General features: G+C 64.2%; 17 protein-coding genes. 2 read left to right on the forward strand and 15 right to left on the reverse strand.

Annotation, left to right across the window (positions count from 1 at the left end; all coding sequences use genetic code 11):
- Positions 1 to 28: 28 nt before the first annotated feature.
- Together A9K66_RS17495 and A9K66_RS17500 are read right to left on the reverse strand one after the other, a co-directional pair.
- A complete protein-coding gene (locus A9K66_RS17495; protein ID WP_067325918.1) occupies positions 29 to 1,243 on the reverse strand; it encodes a DUF459 domain-containing protein in 1,215 nt (404 codons plus the stop codon).
- Positions 1,244 to 1,358: 115 nt separating this feature from the next.
- The gene (locus A9K66_RS17500; RefSeq protein ID WP_067325921.1) at positions 1,359 to 2,579 is read right to left on the reverse strand and encodes a lytic murein transglycosylase; all 1,221 of its coding nucleotides are present in this window, start codon (positions 2,577 to 2,579) and stop codon (positions 1,359 to 1,361) included.
- A 224-nt stretch (positions 2,580 to 2,803) separates the two neighbouring features.
- Here A9K66_RS17500 and galU point away from each other — a divergent pair, with 224 nt between their 5' ends.
- On the forward strand, positions 2,804 to 3,709 hold the full coding sequence (galU, locus tag A9K66_RS17505; protein ID WP_067325925.1) for a UTP--glucose-1-phosphate uridylyltransferase GalU: 906 nt from the start codon (positions 2,804 to 2,806) through the stop codon (positions 3,707 to 3,709).
- A 69-nt stretch (positions 3,710 to 3,778) separates the two neighbouring features.
- On the opposite strand, the gene A9K66_RS17510 is transcribed toward galU, so the two are convergent.
- On the reverse strand, positions 3,779 to 5,569 hold the full coding sequence (locus A9K66_RS17510; RefSeq protein WP_067327029.1) for an outer membrane beta-barrel protein: 1,791 nt from the start codon (positions 5,567 to 5,569) through the stop codon (positions 3,779 to 3,781).
- A gap of 160 nt (positions 5,570 to 5,729) precedes the next feature.
- Here A9K66_RS17510 and A9K66_RS17515 point away from each other — a divergent pair, with 160 nt between their 5' ends.
- The gene (locus tag A9K66_RS17515; RefSeq protein WP_067327031.1) at positions 5,730 to 6,731 is read left to right on the forward strand and encodes a KpsF/GutQ family sugar-phosphate isomerase; all 1,002 of its coding nucleotides are present in this window, start codon (positions 5,730 to 5,732) and stop codon (positions 6,729 to 6,731) included.
- Positions 6,732 to 6,798: 67 nt separating this feature from the next.
- Here A9K66_RS17515 and A9K66_RS17520 read toward each other — a convergent pair whose 3' ends face one another.
- The 12 genes from A9K66_RS17520 to A9K66_RS17575 form a co-directional block, all read right to left on the reverse strand.
- Entirely contained in the window at positions 6,799 to 7,263 is a 465-nt protein-coding gene (locus tag A9K66_RS17520) for an NfeD family protein (RefSeq protein ID WP_067325928.1), read from the reverse strand.
- A gap of 28 nt (positions 7,264 to 7,291) precedes the next feature.
- Positions 7,292 to 8,242 (reverse strand): SPFH domain-containing protein, encoded by a 951-nt coding sequence (locus A9K66_RS17525; RefSeq protein WP_067002512.1) that lies wholly within the window; start codon positions 8,240 to 8,242, stop codon positions 7,292 to 7,294.
- A gap of 132 nt (positions 8,243 to 8,374) precedes the next feature.
- On the reverse strand, positions 8,375 to 9,439 hold the full coding sequence (gene hemH, locus A9K66_RS17530; RefSeq protein ID WP_067325932.1) for a ferrochelatase: 1,065 nt from the start codon (positions 9,437 to 9,439) through the stop codon (positions 8,375 to 8,377).
- Positions 9,440 to 9,586: 147 nt separating this feature from the next.
- Positions 9,587 to 11,674 carry a 5'-nucleotidase C-terminal domain-containing protein gene (locus tag A9K66_RS17535; RefSeq protein WP_067325935.1) on the reverse strand — a complete coding sequence of 696 codons (2,088 nt, stop codon included), beginning with the start codon at positions 11,672 to 11,674 and terminating at the stop codon, positions 9,587 to 9,589.
- A gap of 190 nt (positions 11,675 to 11,864) precedes the next feature.
- Positions 11,865 to 12,236 (reverse strand): hypothetical protein, encoded by a 372-nt coding sequence (locus A9K66_RS17540; RefSeq protein WP_067325938.1) that lies wholly within the window; start codon positions 12,234 to 12,236, stop codon positions 11,865 to 11,867.
- Between the two features lie 186 nt (positions 12,237 to 12,422).
- Entirely contained in the window at positions 12,423 to 13,868 is a 1,446-nt protein-coding gene (locus tag A9K66_RS17545) for a homospermidine synthase (protein WP_067325942.1), read from the reverse strand.
- 125 nt (positions 13,869 to 13,993) lie between these two features.
- On the reverse strand, positions 13,994 to 14,914 hold the full coding sequence (locus A9K66_RS17550) for a DUF3445 domain-containing protein (RefSeq protein ID WP_067325945.1): 921 nt from the start codon (positions 14,912 to 14,914) through the stop codon (positions 13,994 to 13,996).
- The gene (locus tag A9K66_RS17555; protein ID WP_067002501.1) at positions 14,911 to 15,198 is read right to left on the reverse strand and encodes a YciI family protein; all 288 of its coding nucleotides are present in this window, start codon (positions 15,196 to 15,198) and stop codon (positions 14,911 to 14,913) included. Before A9K66_RS17555 ends, A9K66_RS17550 begins: the two co-directional genes overlap by 4 nt.
- A 19-nt stretch (positions 15,199 to 15,217) precedes the next feature.
- A complete protein-coding gene (locus tag A9K66_RS17560; protein ID WP_067325948.1) occupies positions 15,218 to 15,880 on the reverse strand; it encodes an aminotransferase class IV family protein in 663 nt (220 codons plus the stop codon).
- Positions 15,829 to 16,974: an aminodeoxychorismate synthase component I gene (locus A9K66_RS17565; protein WP_067325952.1), complete on the reverse strand. Its 1,146-nt coding sequence runs from the start codon at positions 16,972 to 16,974 to the stop codon at positions 15,829 to 15,831. The genes A9K66_RS17560 and A9K66_RS17565 overlap by 52 nt, the downstream gene beginning before the upstream one ends.
- 152 nt (positions 16,975 to 17,126) lie before the next feature.
- Entirely contained in the window at positions 17,127 to 17,831 is a 705-nt protein-coding gene (locus tag A9K66_RS17570) for an NADH dehydrogenase (RefSeq protein ID WP_067325955.1), read from the reverse strand.
- Between the two features lie 329 nt (positions 17,832 to 18,160).
- Positions 18,161 to 19,999, reverse strand: coding sequence for a M3 family oligoendopeptidase (locus A9K66_RS17575; RefSeq protein WP_067327034.1), 1,839 nt, complete (start codon positions 19,997 to 19,999; stop codon positions 18,161 to 18,163).
- Positions 20,000 to 20,065: the final 66 nt, after the last annotated feature.

The raw sequence follows: 20,065 nt of genomic DNA on the forward strand, positions 1-20,065 counted from the left end.
AGCCACGATGGGCTCTTCCGTTGCGGCCCTACCGACGCACCGCTGTCGAGGTCTCCGATGAAGCGGTCGGCGTCTTCGGCGGCCAGGAAAAATCGTCGGCTCGGCCGGGCGAGGCGACGGGCGCCTTGCCCTCGACGGTCAGCTTTTCGCCTGGAAGATTCGGATCGGCCTTGGCTGGCGGTGCGGCACCCAGCAGCTCGGTCCCGCCGTCGAGCGCGGGGTCGCTGAGCAGCATCGGCGCGGTGCGGTCGACGATGACAGGGGCCGCGGCAGGCTTCGACGCCTCGACCGGAGCGCCCGCCGGCGCGGAAACCGTGGTGACGCTTCCGGGTGCCGCCAGCCCGAGGATCTTGGCCAGCGGCTTTTCGGTGTAGAAGGCAAGCTTGCGCTTGCCGGCCTTGGTCACGTTGATGCCGTCGTCGGAGCGCAGGCGCACCGGCTGGCCGTTGATGTCCGGACCGGAGGTGACGAAGGCGCCGTTCTCGTCGACGAAGCCGTCCCAGACATCGACGAACTCGCCGCCATGGGTCTGTGCGGCTGAATGATAGATGTCGTTGAAGGCGAGCATATCCGAGGTCATTTTTGCCGCCCCGAACGCCGGCATGCCGACCCACAGGAACGGCACCTTTGCATCCTGAATGGCCTTGCCCAGCCCATCGGTGCGGTGCTCGTATTCCTTGGTCCAGTTCTCGGAGCGCGGCTGCTCGCGGACGTCGCCGACGCGCATCTGCTGGCGGTCGTTGGAGCCAAGCATGACCACCACCACGGACGGCTTCTCCGTCTCGATCAGAGACTTGATCTCGACCGGCCAATTGTAGAAATCGTCACGCACGAAGCCCGACGAGCCGTTGCTGCGCGAAACGATCCTGACCGCCGGATTGTCGGCAAAGGCGACGTCCAGACCCTCGGCGAGCCCGCCCGCCAGGAAATCGCCGACCACCAGCACGACGCGCGCATCCGGCGCCTTTTCGACGACCGGCGCCTCCGGCTCGGCCGGCGGGCGCGGCTTGGGTTTTCTGGCCTTCGGCTTCGGCCTCACCGGCTGGACATTGGCAGGGGGTTCAATGCGCTCGCTGCGGCGCGGGAAAAGAAGATCGCGCAGCGACCAGCCGCGGTTTCCGTCTTCCTGCGCGAAAGCCGGGGAATGAAAGGCGCTCGAGCCGGCGACGGCAAGCACAGCGATGGCCAGGACGAGAATCGGCAGGCGGCGAACGATCAGCCAGACACGCGCGACCGTAACCAATGAAAGTCTCCATCCTTGGCGCATGACAACGTAAAAAGCCGGCAAGTCATGCGCAGGCCGCAGCGCTACAGCATCCTTTCCGCTTTTGAAAGGATGCTTGACGCCATGGGCGGCTCTATTGCTTCCGGAGCCATTTCAGCACTTCCAGGCTCGGATAGCCATCCTGGCTCAAGCCTACCTTCGCCTGGTAGGCCATGATGGCGGCTTTCGACCCCTCGCCGATCTTGCCGTCGAACTTGCCGTCATAATAACCGTGCTCGGAAAGCCGCTTCTGCAGTTCCTGCCGTTGCTCGAAGCTGAGCTTGGTGAAAGGCCGCTGCCAGTCCTGCACAAGCCCGGTGCCACCGGCGATTTCGTCGGCGAGCAGGCCGACGGCCAAAGCATATTTGTCGGCATTGTTGTAAGCCTTGATGACCGAGAAATTCCTGATCATCAGGAAGGCCGGTCCGCCCCTGCCGTCCGGCACCTTGAGCGTCGCCTTGTCGCTCAGGTTCCTGAACGGCTTGCCGTTGGCCCTGGCGACCCCGAGAGCCTGCCACTGCGCCAGCGTCTTCGATCCGGCGGGCAGCTTGCCCGGCGGCAAGGTCACTTCATAGCCCCAGGTCTTGCCGGCCTGCCAGCCGTTCTTCCTGAGCAGGTTGGCGGCAGTCGCCAACGCGTCGGGTATCGAATTCCAGATGTCGCGCCGGCCATTGCCGTCCATGTCCACCGCGTAGTGCTGATAGCTGGTCGGGATGAACTGCGTCTGACCCATCGCGCCCGCCCAGGAACCCATGAGATGGCTTTCGTCGATGTCGCCGGTCTGCAGGATCTTCAGCGCCGCGATCAGCTGGGTTCGGGCATATTTCGACCGCTTCGGGTCGCCATAGGCTAGGGTCGCCAGCGAACGGATGACATTGCGCATGATGTCGTCGCGCTTGAGGATCTCGCCATAGTTCGATTCCATCGACCAGATGGCGAGAAGGATATGGCGATCGACGCCGAACCGCGCCTCGATCCGATCCAGCCATGGCTTCCATTTGCGCGCCATTGCCTGACCGTTGGTCACCGACTGGTCATGCACCCGGTTGTCGAAATAATCCCAGGCGGGGGCGGTGAATTCCGGCTGGGTGCGGGCCTTTTCCAGCACGACCGGGTCGGGCTCGATGCCCCTCATGGCCTTGTCGTAGACTGCGCCGGAAACGCCGCCCGAAACCGCGGTGGCACGGAAGTCCGCGACCCACTGGCGGAAACCCGCATCGGCGAAAGCGGGTCCGGCGGGCATCAGCAAGGCAAGCGTGAGGCCCGCGGCCGTCACAAATGCCGTCAGGCGCCTTGCGCTGTTGCGAACGGACATCCTTTTCCTCCTTCATCAAAATTAGGAAGGATCATTCAACGCCGAAGCCGGTTAGTATTTAGTTTACCATAGGTGCCATTAGGAACGAAAAGAGAGGTCGGTGCTTTAACTTTCGATTTTCAGGCCAGCCGCTCGGGTAATTCAACATTCCGGCGCGAAAATGTTCGGGGGGATTGCAGAGCGGATGGCCGCGCGGATAATGGGCTTAAACGTATGGGTGGAGCATGAAGCGAGTTCGCAAGGCAGTTTTCCCGGTCGCCGGTCTCGGCACACGGTTTCTTCCGGCCACCAAGGCCATCCCGAAGGAGATGCTGACGGTCGTCGACCGGCCGGTCATTCAATATGTGGTCGACGAGGCGCGCGACGCCGGCATCGAGCATTTCATTTTCGTGACCGGGCGCAACAAGGCGGTCATCGAGGATCACTTCGACGTCCAGTTCGAGCTCTACGATACGCTCGCCCAGCGCGGCAAGGACGACCAGCTCGCCCGCCTGCAGCGGCTGCAGCCAGCGCCTGGCCAGACCAGCTTCACCCGCCAGCAGGTGCCGATGGGCCTTGGCCATGCCGTCTGGTGCGCGCGTGAACTGGTCGGTGACGAACCGTTCGCGCTGCTTTTGCCCGACATGATCATGCAGTCGGAAAAAAGCTGCATGAAGGATATGGTCGAACTCTATGCCGAGACCGGGAACAACATCATCGCCGTACAGGAATGCGATCCGGCCGAGGCCCATAAATACGGCATCGTCGGCCGTGGCGAGGACACCCATCACGGTTTCCGCATCACCGGCATGGTGGAGAAGCCTAAGGCTGGCACGGCGCCCTCCAATCTCTTCATCAACGGGCGCTACATCCTGCAACCGGAGATTTTCGGCATCCTCGAAAGCCAGGAGCGCGGCGCCGGCAACGAGATCCAGCTGACGGATGCGATGCTGAAGCTGGAGAAGCAGCAGCCCTTCTACGGCTATCACTATAAGGGGCGCACCTTCGACTGCGGCTCGCCGGAAGGCTTCGTCGAGGCCAATGTCGCCTTCGCGCTCTGGCGCAGCGACATGAATGCGAGCATGGCTGGGGTCATCCGCACGCTGCTGGATGAGGTGCGGCCGGCGGAGCGGGTCGGCGCCGCTTCCTAGGTGCTGGCTAAGCGGCGTTGATCCTTCGGATCTCCGCGTCCGCGTCGCTGGCGCGAGGATGACGAAGCGTCAGCGCTGCACCTTCAGGCCGAGATAGACGCTGTTGGCGACATAATCGCGACCGGGAAGGTTGCTGGTGAGCTTCTCCGTCCTGATTCTTGTGGTGAGGCCGGCATAGCGGTTCAGCCACCAGGTCAGGCCGGCCTCGGCGCTCAGGACCAGATCGTGGCCATCGGAGCCGGTGTAGTCGCGCCAGTCGAGCCCGAGCGCTGTATTCGCCGTCAGGTTGGCGCGGACCTGCCGCTCGCCGGTGAGCCGGCCCGAATAGAGGAGGTCGCCGCTCTCGTTAGCGATGGTCGTGGTCTCGACCGTGGTTCTTCCGGTCAGCCCGATGATGGTGCCGCGCTCGGGCGACCATCTGAGGTCGGCGTTGACGTAGGGCCCCGCAATCGCCGGCAGACGGTCGTCGTCGATGCCTTCGCGCAGCCAGCCGACGGAGAACTCGCCGGAGAGCTTCTCGCGCATGTCGAGCTCGAGGCCGGCACGCGCGCCGAGCCGCGTCGAGGAGCGCTCGAAACCGTTGCTGTCGAGGCGCAGATCGTAGATCCGCCGGCCGGCTTCCACCTCAAGGAATGGCGTCATGGCCGGTGAGACCTGGTAGCCGGTACGCAAGGTCGCAGAGTAGAGTGTCGAGTCGCGATCCTTCAGCGACAAGACGGTGCCGTCCGAGAGCTTGGCGTCGCCGTAGAAGTCATGCGAGACCGCGCCGGTCAGCGCGTAGCGCATCTTGCCGACATCCTTCTCGATGCCGAGGCTGCCGTCGACGGTCTGCCGCAGCGGCTGTGAGGTGACGCCGGCAATCGCATCCGGCGAGGACGCCGATTCCGGCACCGCTTCATAGCCGAGCTTGGCGATGGCGCGCAGTTCATTGTCGAGGTCGACATTGAGCTGGCCTTCGATCCGTCCCTGCGCATCGTTGATCTTCTGGCCCGAAAGCGTGTTGCGAAAAAGGCCGTAGCCGTCGACGACGGCCGAATTCTCGCGCCAGTCGGAGGTGGCGGAGAAACGCAGCGCGGTTTCGGACAGCACAGCCGACCTGCCGCCGGCGCTGGCATCGGCATTGGAAGTCGCGGTGAGGCCTTGCTCGAGTGTCGGACGGAAGACAAAGGTCCCGACCTTGATGCCGGGGGCGGCGAAGGCATCGTCCTCCAGCTTCACTTTCTGGCCCTCGATCGATCCTGTGCGCTCCGCGCCGGGATCGAGCTTCTGCCGGTCGACGCTGTCGATGGTGACGGCGCGGCGGTTCGCGCCGTCATCCTCGGTGGCCGCCGTTTCGGCCGGATCGCCGGTGGCGGCCTTGGCCGTGCTGTCGGCCGTCTGGCCAGGCTTCTTGTTGGCGTTTTTCTTGTCGGCCGCCTTGGCATCGCTTTTCGCGTTGGCACCCGCCGAGCCCTGCCTGGCAGTCGAAGGCCGACGTGGCGCGGCAATTGTCTGATTGTCGGCGAAGGGGTCGTCGGTGGCTTGCGGCTGGTTGAAGATGCTGCCCTCCGCGCCCCCGGTCTGGTCGTCGTCGGGCACCGCGCCTGGGCTTGCCGGCTCATAAGGGTTGGCGGGCGTCTGGTCCTCAGCCATTTGGGTCGCCGGAACCGCTTGATCCAGCGATCCCTGCGGGCGCAACTGTCTCGCCTTGCGTTGCTGGTCGGCCAGGATTGCCGATTCGGAGACCTCGCCGCGCAACTCGGTTTCCTGCGAAAATGCCGGCACTGTGCGCAGCAAGGCGACGATGCTTGCCGTCAGCAAAAGCGCTGCAACGGCAATGCACTTCCGGCCCTTTTTCGTATCTGGCTCGCCGCCGAACATCATCACCACTGCTTGCGCGGCGCAGGCGCGCCATACTTACCGGACCGTAAATGCGGATGGTTAACGGAGGGTTGAAACAGGCCAAGGGCCCTGTCCGCGACGCACGCGAGACGGGAATTCCGTTGGACAGGCGGGCGACATGGCGCTAATGGCATCTGCCATGCACGCGGGGTCCTCAGAAAGAAAGCAGCCGGACAGGCAGGCAGCGATTGAATCGGCGCTGAGAACGGTGGCGACGGAGCAGGCCGGCATGGCCGCGCTTGCAGCCGCTCTCGGCAACGGCTTGTCCGAACCGTTCGCTGCCGCAGTGGATGCCATCGCGCGGATCGAGGGCCGCGTCATCGTCACCGGCGTCGGCAAGAGCGGCCATATCGGCTCAAAGATCGCGGCGACGCTCGCCTCGACCGGCACGCCTGCCTTCTTCGTCCATCCGGCCGAGGCCAATCATGGCGATCTCGGCATGATCGCCAGGGACGACGCCATCATCGCCATGTCGTGGTCGGGCGAGAGCAAGGAACTGATGGGCATCGTCGCCTATTCCAGACGCTTTTCGATCCCGCTGATCGCCATCACCTCGGGCGAGAATTCGGCGCTGGCGCGCGCCGCCGACGTCGTGCTGTTGCTGCCGGCCGCGCCGGAGGCCTGTCCCCACGGGCTGGCGCCGACGACATCGGCGCTGCTGCAGCTGGTCATGGGCGACGCGCTGGCGATCGCGCTGCTCGAGGCGCGCGGCTTCACGCCGGACCATTTCCGCACCTTCCATCCCGGCGGTCAGCTCGGCGCCAATCTGATGCAACTGCGCGAGATCATGCATGTCGGCGAGCGGCTGCCGCTGGTGCCGTCGGGCACGGGAATGCGCGAAGCGATCGTCGAACTGTCGCGCAAGGGTTTTGGCTGCGTGGCGATCACTGGCGCCGACGGTGCGCTGATCGGCATCATCACCGATGGCGACATCCGCCGCCACATTGCCGATGATCTTCTGTCGATGAACGTCGATGAGGTGATGACAAAGAAGCCGAAGACGGCTGCCCCCGACACGCTGGTGGCGACGGCGCTGCAGACGATCAATACGTCGGCCATCACCAGCCTGATGGTGGTCGAGGCCGATCGCCCCGTGGGGCTGGTGCATCTGCACGATCTGCTGCGCATCGGCGCCGCCTGAGATGGGCGAGACTCAGGACACGCAGGCCTGATTCCCAAACGGCTTCAGAATAGGAAACCCGCAAACGTCAGACGGCCTCCACCGTCAGCTCCAGATCGGTGTCGGCGGCGCCGGTCACACGCACCTGGGTGCCGACGGGCAGGTCCGGGCCGGAGACACGCCACAGCGTGTCGCCGAGGCGGATGCGGCCGCGGCCATTCTTGATGGGCTCGGCCAATGTCGCCGTGCGGCCGACCATCTGAGCGCCGCGGCGGTTGAGCAGCGGCTGGTCCGCATTGACGGCACGATCGCCCACCAGCTTCTTGCCGACGAAGGCTGAGACCAGAGAGAGCACGAGGAAGGCGAGCACCTGGAGCTGCCAGGTCCAGAAGGCAGCGTCCCAAATCAGCAGCGATACCGCGCCGATGATCAGCGCGGCGATGCCGATCCACAGCATGAACACGCCGGGCGCCACGATTTCCATCACCAGCAGCACGAAGCCGAGGACCATCCAGTTCCACGGCCCGAGTTCCGAGACGATGCGATCGATCATTGACGTTCTCCCACCCAGATGGCGTGACTCAATTGTCCGACGGTCGCACGAGCGGCGTGCGCGCCCCCTGACGTTGCGGGCCGGAAGGGCCGTCGGCCTTGAACACTTCGCGGGCGATCTCGCCGATGCCGCCGAGCGAACCGATCAGCGATGAGGCTTCGAACGGCATGAGCACGATCTTGTTGTTGCTGGACGAGCCGATCCTGGCCAGCGCCTCGGTGTATTTCTGCGCGATGAAGTAGTTGATCGCCTGCACGTCGCCCTTGGCGATGGCTTCCGACACCACCTGGGTCGCCTTGGCCTCCGCCTCGGCGGAACGCTCGCGCGCCTCGGCATCGCGGAAAGCAGCTTCCCTGCGGCCTTCGGCCTCGAGGATCTGCGACTGCTTCATGCCTTCGGCGGCCAGGATCTGGGCGCGCTTGTCGCGCTCGGCGATCATCTGGCGGCTCATCGAATCCACCAGATTGGCCGGCGGGTTGATGTCCTTGATCTCGACGCGGGTGATCTTGATGCCCCACGGGTGCGCGGCCTCATCGACGACGCGCAGCAGCCGTTCGTTGATCGCATCGCGGTTGGACAGCAATTCGTCGAGATCCATCGAGCCCATGACGGTACGGATGTTGGTCATGGTGAGGTTGAGGATGGCGTTCTGCAGCCCGGAGACCTGATAGGCGGCCTGCGGGGCATTCAGCACCTGGTAGAAGGCGACGCCGTCGACGCCGACGATTGCATTGTCGCGGGTGATGATCTCCTGCGTCGGGACATCGAGCACCTGCTCCATCATGTTCATCTTGGCGCCTACACGCTCGAAGATCGGGTTGATGATGTTCAGGCCGGGCGTCAGCGTCTTGGTGTAGCGGCCGAAACGCTCCACCGTGTAGTTGTAGCCCTGCGGCACCGTTCTGATGCCTTTGAAAAGAAGGATGATGACGAGGAATACAAGAACAATGATGGCAATATCGAAACCGCTAAACCCCATTTCGTTTCTCCCTCAAAAGGCGGCGACCTCGCGGAATCACTTAAGTGTGTTTCCGAAGCGTTACAATCAGGTGATCGCGAATATTGGTTAGCGAAGGCTGTGCGAACCGGTTTCGCCGCCTAATATCGGACGTCAGACCCAGCCTGACAGTTCCCGCCGCACCAGCGCCTCGATCACTGCCATGCCCTCGGCGCTGTCGTTGAGGCAGGGGATGTGGGCGAAGTTCTTGCCGCCGGCATGGTGGAATGTCTCGGCGGCCTCGCGGCCGATCTCGTCCAGCGTCTCGATACAGTCGACGGAAAAACCCGGATTGACGACCGCGATCGATTTGACGCCGTCCTTCGCCAGCTTCTCGACAGTGACGTCGGTGTAGGGCTGCAGCCATTCCTGGGCGCCGAAGCGCGACTGGAAGGTGGTGATGAGCTTCTTCTCGTCCCAGCCGAGCCTTGCCCTGAGCAGCCTCGTCGTCTCGAGGCAATGCGCCTGGTAAGGGTCACCCTTGTCGGAATAGGGTTTTGGGATGCCGTGGTAGGAGGTGATCACCACCTCCGGCGCGAAATCGAGCGTCGCCAGGTTTTTCTCGATCGAGCGGGCGAGGGCGTCGATATAGACCGGCTCGTCATAATAGGGCGGCACGCTGCGGATCGCCGGCGCTTGCCTGATCTTCATCAGCGCCCGGAACAGCTGGTCGTTCGCCGTCGCCGTGGTCGTCGCCGAATATTGCGGATAGAGCGGAAAAGTGAGGATGCGCTCGCAGCCCTGCTCGACCAGCCGGCGGACGACGCTGCCGGTCGAGGGATTGCCGTAGCGCATGGCCCAGTCGACCACGACGTCCGGCAGATCAGCAAGCGCAATGGCGAGTTTCTCCGCCTGCGAGCGGGTGAAGGTGCGCAGCGGCGACTCGTTCTTCTCCCGGTTCCAGATCCTGGCGTAGTTGGCGCCGGACTTTTTCGGCCGCGTTGTGAGAACCAGCGCGTAGAGGATCGGATACCAGATCGCCTTGTTGAGCTCGATGACGCGCGGATCGGAGAGAAATTCTCTGAGATAGCGCCACATCGGCTTGAAATCGGTGCCGTCGGGCGTGCCGAGATTGATCAGCATGATGCCGGTCTTGCCCGCTTTCACCGGCGCGGCACCCGCCGGCGCCGGACCGGCGGTCTTGGCGGCTTTCGCATCGGCAGGATTGGCAAGCGTCATCGACGGTCTCCGGTTGTCGGTGCGAAAACTAGCGATGCCATGCCGGTTTTGGAATGCTGCGTCTGGACGCACCTTACCGCGTTTGCGTCTGAAAACGGAACACCCGTCCGGTCTCCCGGACGGGCGCCATGAATTTCCGGCGAAAGGTTACTTTGCGGCCGGCGGAATTGTCAGCGTTGCTCCGAGCGGCAGACGGCGCGGCCTGTAGTCCTTGTTGGCCTCGGAGATCAGCTTCCATTTGCTGCCGTCGCCATAGTTTTTCTTGGCCAGATCCCAATAGGTGTCGCCGGCGGCGACCACATGGCTGGTCTCTGGGCTGGCCTCCGGACCGGTCGCGGCCGGCTTGGCCTCGGCGGGCGCTGTTTCGGCCGGCTTGGCGGATTCGGTCGCAGGGGCGGCGGTCGCCGGCGCAGTCTCGGCAGGTTTTGCTGTCTCCGACGTTGCCGGTGCCGTCTCGGTCGGAACGGCCGGCGGCGTCCCGGCGATGTCGCCGGAATTGGACGGCAAAGCCGGCATGGCAGGCTCGGTGGCCGCCGGCGCCGTCTCGGCCGGCTTCGCGGGTTGGGCGGCAGGCGGCGTCGTGGCGGTCTCGGCAGGTTTTGCCGGCTCCGCGGCCGCTGTCATGGCGCCGATCTCGGTGATGCGGCCGTCGAGCTTCGGCGTGTAGGGGCGGTGCGCGCCGAGATAGTCGGCCACCACCTGCTCCAGGCCCGGGCCGTAGTCATAGGCGTCCGTGGCCTTTTCGGCGAAGACCTTGTAGCCGTCGCCGCCCTGGCGGACGTAGTTGTTGGTGGCGACGAGATACTGCTTGTCCGGATTGATCGGCACCCAGGCGCCGTTCTCCATCACCTCGACCGATTTGACGCGGCCGGCATTGGGCGCGATCGACTTGTCGAAGGCATATTTCAAGCCGGCCACCTGCGGGAAGCGGCCGGCGGCGTCCTCGACCTGGCTGACGCCGCTTTCGAGACCGGCGACCAGGTCCTTGCCGGAGATCTTGAAGGTCGCCAGCGTGTTCTGGAACGGCAGCACCGTCAGCACTTCGCCCATGGTCACGGTGCCCTGGTCGATCGAGGCGCGCAGTCCGCCGCCATTCGAGATGACGATCTCGACGCCCTGGCCCTTGACCCGATCGAGGACGGCGTCGGAGACGAGATTGCCCATTTCGCATTCGCGGGTGCGGCAGCTTTCACGACTGCCATCGATCGGCTTGGTGGTCTCCGCCACTTCCTTGTTCTTCAGCGCCTCGATCGGCGCGCCAAGCTCCTTGATGCGGGCGAGCACCGCCGGATCGGGCGTGATCGACTTGTCGAGAAAGATCGGGTCGCCGCTGGCCGACTTGACGACGCCGTTGTCGTCGAACACGACCTTGAATTCGCCGAGATATTTCGAATAGGACGCCGCCTGCACCACCGGCACCTTGTAGCCGTCGGGGTTGTCGACCATCGTCGGGTAGGGGCCTGCCGCCTTCGGATCGGTGTTCGACAAAAGCGTGTGGCTGTGGCCGCCGACCACCACGTCGACGCCGGGGATTTTCGCGATGACGTCGCGCTCGCGGTTATAGCCGATATGGGTGACGGCGATGATCTTGTTGATGCCCTGCGCCTTCAGTTTCTCGACCTCGGCGGTGATCGACTTGACGTCGTCCGCGATGGCAATGTTGGGGCCGGGCGAGGCGAGTTCCGGAGTGTCGTTGGTGACGGCGCCGACGATGCCGATCTTCTGGCCGCCGACCTCGACCACGATGGACGGCTTGACCTTGCCGTGGGCGCCGGACTTGTCGTTGGGCACGACGTTGGCGCTGACCACCGGGAACTTCGCCTTGTCGAGGTAAGGCACAAGCGCGCTTTCGCCGTCGTCGAACTCATGGTTGCCGAGCGTCACCGCGTCGGGCTTGAGCTGATTGAGGAATTCCTCCTCCGCTGCTCCCTTGTAGGTGATGTAGAACAGCGATCCCTGGAAGCTGTCGCCTGCATTGAGCAGCAGCACGTTCTGACCTTCGAGCTTCTTGCGCTCCTGCGCGATCGCAGTGACCAGCCGGCCGGCGCCGCCAATGCACTCGCCTTTGGTCTCCTCCTCCGCGGAACATGTCGACTCGTATTTGTTGTTGCCTTCGATGCGGCTATGCCAATCGTTGAAATGCAGGATGTTCAGCGTGTAGTCGGCAAAAGACGCTCCGGCCGAGAGGCCAAGTGCTGATGCGGAAAGGGCGGCAATGGCGGCAAATTTCTTCATTCTCGTCTCCCGGATGAGCTGACTTGAAGTGCTTAAAGCCCTCGCTTGGCTGGAAGGTAACAGTCAGCTTCGGATCATGTTCACATCGCGTTTTGGCCGATGCAAGCGGAAATCGGGAGGAGGTTTGCCGGCACAAAAAAGGACGGCGGCTCGCGCCGCCATCCTCGACAAAGTCGATCTCTGCCTGCGCTCAGGCCCGGCGCGTCAGCACGAAATTCTGACCACTGGAGCTGGTGCAGTTGAGCTGGCTGGTAGAGACCATCAGGCAGTTGAAGCTAACCGGCGTCTGGCGGATCAGCGAGGTGCCGTGGATCTCGACCGAGGTCGCGCCGGTCATGGTGTAGCTGCCCTCGGACAGCTTCTGGCCGGTATCGGTCGCGACGGTGGTGAAGCTGCCGGCCGCGAAAGTCGAGAGGCCGGTGCCCTTGGCGTCGATCCAGTTGCCCTCGACGCCCTTGGGCGCCGCTGCGATCGGCTCCGAAGGGCCGGTGGTGGTGCAGGCGGCCGCGGCCAGAAGGCTTGCCGCGGAGCCTGCCGAAAGCAATTTGCGCGCAATGGTCATTTAGAATCCTCTCCTCTCGCGTCGGCCCGAAAACCGATCTCCGATCTTCGGAAAAGCACGATGCGTGCATTCAAAGTGCTAGAGTACTTTGTGCGTCCGAAGGAACGCCCGTTTCTCTAGGCTGCCCGTCTTCAATCGCCCGATTTCCGGGCGATTGCAAGGTGGAGACGCGGGTAGGCTTGGCTGCTATCGCACCAGGATGTTGCGGAACTGCCACGGATCGTCCTTGTCCAGATCCTCGGGGAAAAGCCCCGGGCGATTATCAAGCGGCGTCCAGTCGGTGTAGTAGCCCCTGACCGGCCCGAGATAGGGAAGCTGCACTTCCAGGCAGCGCCGGTAGTCCATCTCGTCGGCCTCGACGATGCCGGCCATCGGATTTTCCAACGCCCAGACCATGCCGGCCAGCACCGCCGAGGTGACCTGCAGGCCGGTGGCGTTCTGATAAGGCGCCAGCTTGCGCGCCTCGGCCAGCGACAGCTGCGAGCCGTACCAATAGGCGTTCTTGGCATGGCCGTAGAGCAGCACGCCGAGCTCGTCGACGCCGTCGACCAGCTCGTTCTCGTCGAGCACGTGATGCACCGGTTGCGCCTTGCCGGCGGCGCCGAACATCTCGTGCAGCGACAGCACGGCATCGTTGCAGGGGTGATAGGCATAATGGCAGGTCGGGCGATACTGAACCTTGCCCTTCTTGCCGCGCACGGTGAAGAAATCGGCGATCGAGATCGCCTCGTTGTGGGTGACCAGGAAGCCGTATTGCGGGCCGGGCGTCGGGCACCAGGAGCGCACGCGCGTGTTGGCGCCCGGCTGCTCCAGATAGATCGCCGCCTGCGAGCCATGCTTGTGCTTCTTGCCGTTCTTCGGCATCCAGGTCTCATGCGTGCCCCAGCCGAGCTCGGCCGGCTGCAGGCCTTCCGAGATGAAGCCCTCGACCGACCAGGTGTTCCAGAATACATCCATCGGCTTCGGCTTCTTGGTGCGCTGGGTATCGCGCTCGGCGATGTGGATGCCCTTGACTCCGGCCTTCTTCATCAGCTTCGCCCAGCCCTCGCGGTCGTGCTCCGGCGGGACCACAAACTCGAGCCCGAGATCGTTGGCGAGGTTGACCAGTGCCTGCTTGACGAACCAGGAGACCATGCCAGGATTGGCGCCGCAGCAGGAGATCGCCGTAGTGCCGCCGGGAGCCTTCTCCTTCTCCTGGCGCACGCTCTCGCGCAGCGCGTAATTGGTGCGCGAGGCATTGTCGGCCTTGTCGTCGAAATAGAAGCCGAGCCACGGCTCGACCACCGTATCGACATAGAGCACGCCGAGCTTGCGGCAGAGCTTCATCAACTCGAGCGAGGAGGTGTCGACCGACAGGTTGACGCACATGCCCTGACCGCTGCCATTGGTGAGAAGCGGGGTCAGAAGCTTCTTGTAGTTCTTCCTGGTCACCGCGTCCTGAACGAAGGCGATGCCGCGCTCGTCGAGCAGCATGCGGTCGCTGTCGCGCGGGTCGATGACCACCATGCGCGACTTGTCGAACTTGAAATGGCGTTCGATCAGCGGCAGCGTTCCCCGTCCGATCGAGCCGAAGCCGATCATCACGACAGGGCCGGTGATTTCACCGTAAACGGGCCAGTTCTCGTTCGCCATTTTTTCGCACACTCCTTCAAACACGGGAAAGTCCGGCATTTTTCGCCGGTAGCCCTACATCATAGATCATTGTCACAAACCAGCAAAAACCGCCAACCGACGGCCAAACCGGCCTGGCGGTTTGGTTAAGCCACCATGGCCATGCCGGCGAGGTACGAAACCAGCCGGTCGCGGTCCGCGCTCAAACCCTTGTAGTCGAGCTGCGCCTGATCGAGAGCATTGAGCTGGTCGGCGAAGGAGGCCGCAAGCGCGACCTTGTCGGGGTGGCGGGCAAGCACCGCCAGCGGGTCGAGATGGATGCGAATGGTGAAAAGGATGTCGCGCGACACCGGCAGCTTGCGCAAGGTCTGACGCTCGACGCGAATGAAGGCATGGGCGTTGATGTCACCATCCGAAAAACGCGTCGGACGGTTCGTGGCACGGTCGATGCGCTCCCCGTTGGAAAGCGGATGATAGAGCGCGTCGCCCGCCTGGATCGACCAGTTGAAGCGCTCGACCGCTTGTCCCTGCAGGCCGTCGAACATGCGGTTGATGAGGTCGGCAGGCCGCGTGCCGGGGCCGAAGCCGGGCACGGGCGCGTGGATCTGTTGTAGCGGCTTGCCGAATTTCTCCTGGAGCGACCAGGACGACGGAAAGCAGAGCGAGCCGGCGGCGAGCCGCCAGCCATCATCGCCGCGGCGCATCAGGATCAGGTCTTCCTGGATTAGCAGCGAGGCTGCGACCAGCGGGGCGTCGGGGCCGACATTGCTGCCTTCGGGGCCGGCTACCTCGATCCCGGCACCCTTGCGGCGGTAGGTTTCGGGATGTTTCGCCAGCAGGTGCGCTCCAAGCAGATCCAGCACCTCCTGCTGCGCCTCACGCGTGCCCTCCTCCTCGACAAAAACCCGGCTTGGGATTTCCGCGTAGAGACGGCGCTTCTCGGCGAGATGCGGCAAAAGAAACTCGTCGAGCTCGATCCATCGATCGAGATCGAGCGGTTTCAGCCCGATGGTGAAAAGCCTTGACGATCCGTCATAGGGCGTATGGGTCGGCTGGCGAACACTCATGCTTCCTTGAAGGCGTCCAGTTCGGTGGCGGTCAACCGCGCCGCGAATTCGGTGATTTCGTAGTCGGCCGCGCCTGCCTCGGAGAAAGGGTCGGCCGCCAGTCTGGCGTCAAGCACGTCGCGGGAACCGCGCGCGACGATGATGCCGCCGGTCCTTGGCCGTTTCGGTCCAGACGCAACAAAAATGCCTTCCGCGTAGCAGGCCTTCAGCCATTCGACATGCGCCGGCGCCAGCCGATCGATCTCGGTCAGCGGCACCTTGTAGTTCAGCGAAACGATGAACATTGCATTCTCCTGCTTGGCGTCATGCCAGCCTCGCCGGGATCAACCCACGTAGCGAATTGCCGACGAAGATCGCCTGCGCCGACTTCAGATCGTCGAAGGTGTAGATCGCTTCCGCGGCGCGGCCTTCGTCCAGAAGCTCGCCGCGCAATACTCCAGGCAGCAGGCCGCAATCAAGCCGGGGCGTCACCAGCATCCCGTCGCCGAAATCGGCGAACAGATTGGTGATCGTGCCTTCGCAGAGTTCTCCGCGCTCGTTGGCGAGCAGCACTTCGTCGGCGCGGGTGGCGAGGTATTCGGCGCGCGCCTGTTGGTAGGTTTCGCGGCGGTTGGTCTTGTGACGCAGCAACAAGTTACCGGAATCGAGGCGGACCCGCGCCAGCTGCAGACGCCATGCCCTACCTGCGGGAAGCTGCTCAAAGGGCTGCGCGGCTGCTGTCGCCTCGCCGTTGCGCTGCAGTGCAAGCCGGGTGCGCAAAGCGATCCGCTGCCCGCCGATCGCGTTCTTCAGCACCTCGCCGATCCGTTGCGGATCGCAGGCAAAGCCGAGCTCCGCGGCCGAGGCATAAAGCCGTGCAAGATGGCGCTCGAAGCGCAGGAAGCCCGAGCCAGGCTCCCAGCGCATGGTCTCGATCAGCTCGAAGTCGGCACGGTTCCCGTCGCGAAGCGCGCTTTCAGAAGACACTCCCGGTACTCCTCCTCGGCGGTGGAATCGAAGACGACGCCGCCGCCAACATTGTAGACAGCCTCGCCGTCGGCAAAGAGCGAGATGGTGCGGATCGCCACCGAGAACCGCATCGTGCCGCCGGGCGCGACCCAGCCGATGGCGCCGCAATAGACGTCGCGCGGCACGCCCTCCAGATCGTGCAGGATCTCCATGGCGCGGATCTTCGGCGCGCCGGTGATCGAGCCGCAGGGAAAGAGCGCTGCGAAGACTTGGCGAATACCGATATCAGGCAGGAGCTTCGCCCGCACCCGGCTCACCATCTGGTGCACCGTCGGGTAGGTCTCGATGCGGAACAGCTCAGGCACTTCCAGCGTGCCGACCTCGCTGATCAGCGAGATGTCGTTGCGCAGGAGATCGACGATCATCCGGTTCTCGGCCTGGTTCTTCTCGTCGTTGCGCAGGAACGCCTTCAGCCGCGCGTCCTCGGCCTTGGTGGCGCCGCGCGGCGCCGTGCCCTTCATCGGGTGCGTCTCGATCATACCGTCGGCGTCGATCTCGAAGAAGAGTTCCGGCGAGCGCGACAGCACGATCGGATCGCCGAACGAGATCAGCGCGCCGTATTTCACCGGCTGGCGCCCGGTCAGCGCCTCGAAGGCGGCAAGCGGATCGCCCGACCATTGCGCATGGACCGGAAAGGTTAGATTGCCCTGATAACAGTCGCCCTTGCGAATATGGTGGTGGAGGCGCGCGAAGCGGACGGCGTAGTCCTCGGCGGACCAGGATGCGCGGGCGTCGAAGATCGGTCCGTTGCTAGCGGGGCCTTCATTCCGCGGGACAGCCTGTTCGAGCGGCGCATCGAAGACACCGAGACAGATCAGCGGCGCGCGGCGGCCCTCTGGCAGCAACGGCACCAGTTTCGGCTCCAGCAGGTAGCCTGCCTCATAGGAGAAATAGCCTGCCAGCCATTTGCCCGCGTCGGAGGCGGCCTGTGCCGCTTCCAGCGCCGGCGTGAATTCGTCCGCGGTTCGCGCCGTGATGACCTCATGCGGCCCGTCAAAGACGAGCTGGCGGCCGGTCTCGTCATTGCGGAATATTGCTGAGGGCAGGGACATAAGCCTTGGATGGGTCGATTAAGTCGATCGCTCTATATGGGGGCGCGGCGAGGCGCAATCGAGAGAGCGGCGTCGGAGGGCGTAAAGGCATCTGGTCCAAAGCAAAAACGGCGCCCAATGGACGCCGCCTGCGCTGGGAAGACACAGCGAGATCAGTTGTTGTTCGAGGTCGCCGCCGTGGGGAACCGGCTAGCGAATTCGGCCTCGTCGCCCGCGGCCAGCAGTTTCGCCTGCTCGATCCATTTCTCGCGCGCGATGCGGCCGTCGAAATTGAGCACCTCCTCGACGCGCTTGACGTCGGCATCGGTCCAAGCGGCGATCTGGGCATAGGACGTGACGCCCTGCGCCTTGAGCAGCTTTTCATTGACCGGGCCGATGCCGATCAGGCGGCGCAGATTGTCCGCCTTGCCGGTGGTCGCCTTCGGGGCGGCGGCTTTCTTCGGAGCCGGCGCCTTCTTTGGCGCCGCGGCGGCCGTCTTTGCCGCTGCCGGCTTGGCCGCGGCGGATTTGGTCGAAGCCGATTTTGCCGCTGACGGTCTTGCAGATGAGGATCTGGCTGGGGTCGGGGTCGACATCAGCGCCGCAGGCGCCGGCGCGGAGGCTTTGTCGGTTCCCGCCTTGGCGGAAGAGGTCGGCGCTTCGCGCAGCTTGCGTTCGAGATCGGCGCGGCTGCGGCCGCATGCGTCGAGCTCGCCGCTCAGGCGGTAGGTATCGGCGCTAAACCGGTCGCGTTCGCTCTTGGCGCGACCGAGTTCGCCGCGCAGGCTGTCGAGCTCGCCACGCAGGCGGCCCCAGATGAACCAGCCAACCAGGACACCGACAACGAACGCCAGGAGCATATAGAAGAAAGTGCTCATTTCCCTCTCCAGTCCGATCGGGCCGCGGTCGCAAACGGCGGCCTTGCCGCAGGGATCGTCAATCGTTCCGCGCGCTGGGCGGAACCGCCCCTCCAATCGCTGGCGGCTGGCCCTCCTCCGGCTGCGGCCCGACGGCCGCTATCGCTCTCGCTGAAGCAACGCTAGGGCCGCCTCCGGCCTTGCTGTCGCGTCCGGTTGAGCTTGGGGTCTACGCTAGCACACGGCCTGCGCAAAGCTAATTGAAAAGTGCGGGCAGAGTTATTCAAGAACAGCACAAGTATGCGTTCCGGCCAAACTGTTCCCGGTCTATGCCGCCAGGCGAGCACCCGTCATTTGTCGAGCGCCTCCAGCTCGTCGATCAGCGCGCCGATCACACCCAGGCCGATCTGCCAGAAGGCCGGATCCGTGGCGTCGAGGCCGAAGGGCGCCAGCAGTTCCGAATGATGCTTGGTGCCGCCGGCGCGCAGCATCTCGAAATACTTCTCCTGAAAGCCGCGCTCGGCGTTCTGGTAGACGGCGTAGAGCGAGTTGACCAGGCAGTCGCCGAAGGCATAGGCGTAGACGTAGAAGGGCGAGTGGATGAAGTGCGGGATATAAGTCCAGAAGACCTCGTAGCCATCGCGCAACTTGATCGCCGGCCCCAGGCTTTCAGCCTGCACCTCAAGCCAGAACTGGCCCAGCCTGTCCGAGGTCAGCTCGCCGTTGCGGCGCTCGGCATGCACCTTGCGCTCGAACTCGTAGAAGGCGATCTGGCGCACGACGGTATTGATCATGTCCTCGACCTTCTGGGCGAGCATGGCCTTGCGCTCGCGCTTGTCGGAGGTCTGGTCGAGCAGCGAGCGGAAGGTCAGCATCTCTCCGAAGACGGAGGCGGTCTCGGCCAGCGTCAGCGGGGTGGACGCCATCAGCGCGCCCTGGCCGGCGGCCAGCACCTGGTGAACGCCGTGGCCCAGCTCATGCGCCAGCGTCATCACATCGCGCGGCTTGCCCATGTAGTTGAGGAGCACGTAGGGATGCGCCGATGGCACAGTCGGGTGGGCGAAGGCGCCGGGCGATTTGCCCGGCCTGACCGGCGCATCAATCCATTTGCGGTCGAAGAAGGTCCGCGCGATTTCCGCCATCTTCGGCGAGAAACGCTGATAGGCTGACAGCACCGTGTCCCTGGCGTCGTCCCAGCGGATCACCGACTGCGGGGTCTCGGGCAGCGGCGCGTTGCGGTCCCAGTGGTTCATGACGTCCATGCCGAGCCAGCGCGCCTTCATCTGATAGTAGCGGTGCGACAGGCGCGGATAGGCTTCGCGCACGGCCGCGGCCAAAGCATCGACCACGCCGCGTTCGACGCGGTTGGCGAGATGGCGCGAATCGGCGATGTCCTCGAAGCCGCGCCAGCGGTCGGAGATCTCCTTGTCCTTGGCCAGCGTGTTGGTGATGAGCGTGAAGGTGCGCAGGTTCTTGCGGAAGGTCGCGGCGAGCGCCTCGGAGGCGCGGCGGCGCACTTCGCCATCCGCGTCCTGCAGTCGGTTCAGCGCCGGCTCCAGCGTCAGCTCCTCGCCGTCGACGTCGAAGCGCAGGTCGGTCATCGTCTCGTCGAACAGGCGGTTCCAGGCGCCGCGTCCGGTGACCGACTTCTCGTGGAACAACTGCTCGACCCGATCCTCAAGCTGGTACGGCTTGTCCTTCCTGAGATCGAGCACCCATGGGCGATAGTGGGCGAAGGCCAGGTCGGCCGCGAGTGCTGCTTCGATCACCGCGTCGTCGATCAGGTTGAGCTCCAGCGCGAAGAACAAAAGATGCGCGCTGGCATCCGTCATCTTCTCCTGAATGTCGCCATAGAGCTTGGCGCGCTGCGGATCGGCGGTGTTGCCGGCATAGACAAGCCCGGCATAGGAGACGATGCGGCCGATCAGTTCCTCCAGCGCCTCGTAGGTCTTCAGCGCCTCGCCGAGCCGGCCGGCGGCGCCACGCTCGGCTTCGGCGGCCAACGTGCCCTTCCAACGGACCTCGAAGGCAATGGCGTCGCTTGCCGCCCGGGCGATGTCACGCTTCAGCTCCGGCGCTTCCATGCCGGAATAGAGATCGGCGAGATTCCACTCCGGCAGATCGCCGAGCTCCGCCGCGGCCTGGCCAGATGCCGTCGCCGCAAGCCGCTGACCAAACATCATGCGCATCGACAATACCTTCTTCGAATCAACGGGAAAGGAGAAGCCGGTCAAATCCTAAGGAATTCGTTCACC

This window comes from Mesorhizobium sp. AA23, from assembly GCF_001672435.1.
In the GTDB taxonomy this organism is placed as follows: Bacteria; Pseudomonadota; Alphaproteobacteria; order Rhizobiales; family Rhizobiaceae; genus Mesorhizobium.

Coding starts and splice junctions, on each gene's coding strand:
- A9K66_RS17565 (WP_067325952.1), bottom strand. CDS start 16,974: ATGTCCCTGCCCTCAGCAATATTCCGCAATGACGAGACCGGCCGCCAG.
- A9K66_RS17515 (WP_067327031.1), top strand. CDS start 5,730: ATGCACGCGGGGTCCTCAGAAAGAAAGCAGCCGGACAGGCAGGCAGCG.
- A9K66_RS17520 (WP_067325928.1), bottom strand. CDS start 7,263: ATGATCGATCGCATCGTCTCGGAACTCGGGCCGTGGAACTGGATGGTC.
- A9K66_RS17540 (WP_067325938.1), bottom strand. CDS start 12,236: ATGACCATTGCGCGCAAATTGCTTTCGGCAGGCTCCGCGGCAAGCCTT.
- hemH (WP_067325932.1), bottom strand. CDS start 9,439: ATGACGCTTGCCAATCCTGCCGATGCGAAAGCCGCCAAGACCGCCGGT.
- A9K66_RS17535 (WP_067325935.1), bottom strand. CDS start 11,674: ATGAAGAAATTTGCCGCCATTGCCGCCCTTTCCGCATCAGCACTTGGC.
- galU (WP_067325925.1), top strand. CDS start 2,804: ATGAAGCGAGTTCGCAAGGCAGTTTTCCCGGTCGCCGGTCTCGGCACA.
- A9K66_RS17575 (WP_067327034.1), bottom strand. CDS start 19,999: ATGCGCATGATGTTTGGTCAGCGGCTTGCGGCGACGGCATCTGGCCAG.
- A9K66_RS17545 (WP_067325942.1), bottom strand. CDS start 13,868: ATGGCGAACGAGAACTGGCCCGTTTACGGTGAAATCACCGGCCCTGTC.
- A9K66_RS17525 (WP_067002512.1), bottom strand. CDS start 8,242: ATGGGGTTTAGCGGTTTCGATATTGCCATCATTGTTCTTGTATTCCTC.
- A9K66_RS17555 (WP_067002501.1), bottom strand. CDS start 15,198: ATGTTCATCGTTTCGCTGAACTACAAGGTGCCGCTGACCGAGATCGAT.
- A9K66_RS17510 (WP_067327029.1), bottom strand. CDS start 5,569: ATGTTCGGCGGCGAGCCAGATACGAAAAAGGGCCGGAAGTGCATTGCC.
- A9K66_RS17570 (WP_067325955.1), bottom strand. CDS start 17,831: ATGAGCACTTTCTTCTATATGCTCCTGGCGTTCGTTGTCGGTGTCCTG.
- A9K66_RS17500 (WP_067325921.1), bottom strand. CDS start 2,579: ATGTCCGTTCGCAACAGCGCAAGGCGCCTGACGGCATTTGTGACGGCC.
- A9K66_RS17550 (WP_067325945.1), bottom strand. CDS start 14,914: ATGAGTGTTCGCCAGCCGACCCATACGCCCTATGACGGATCGTCAAGG.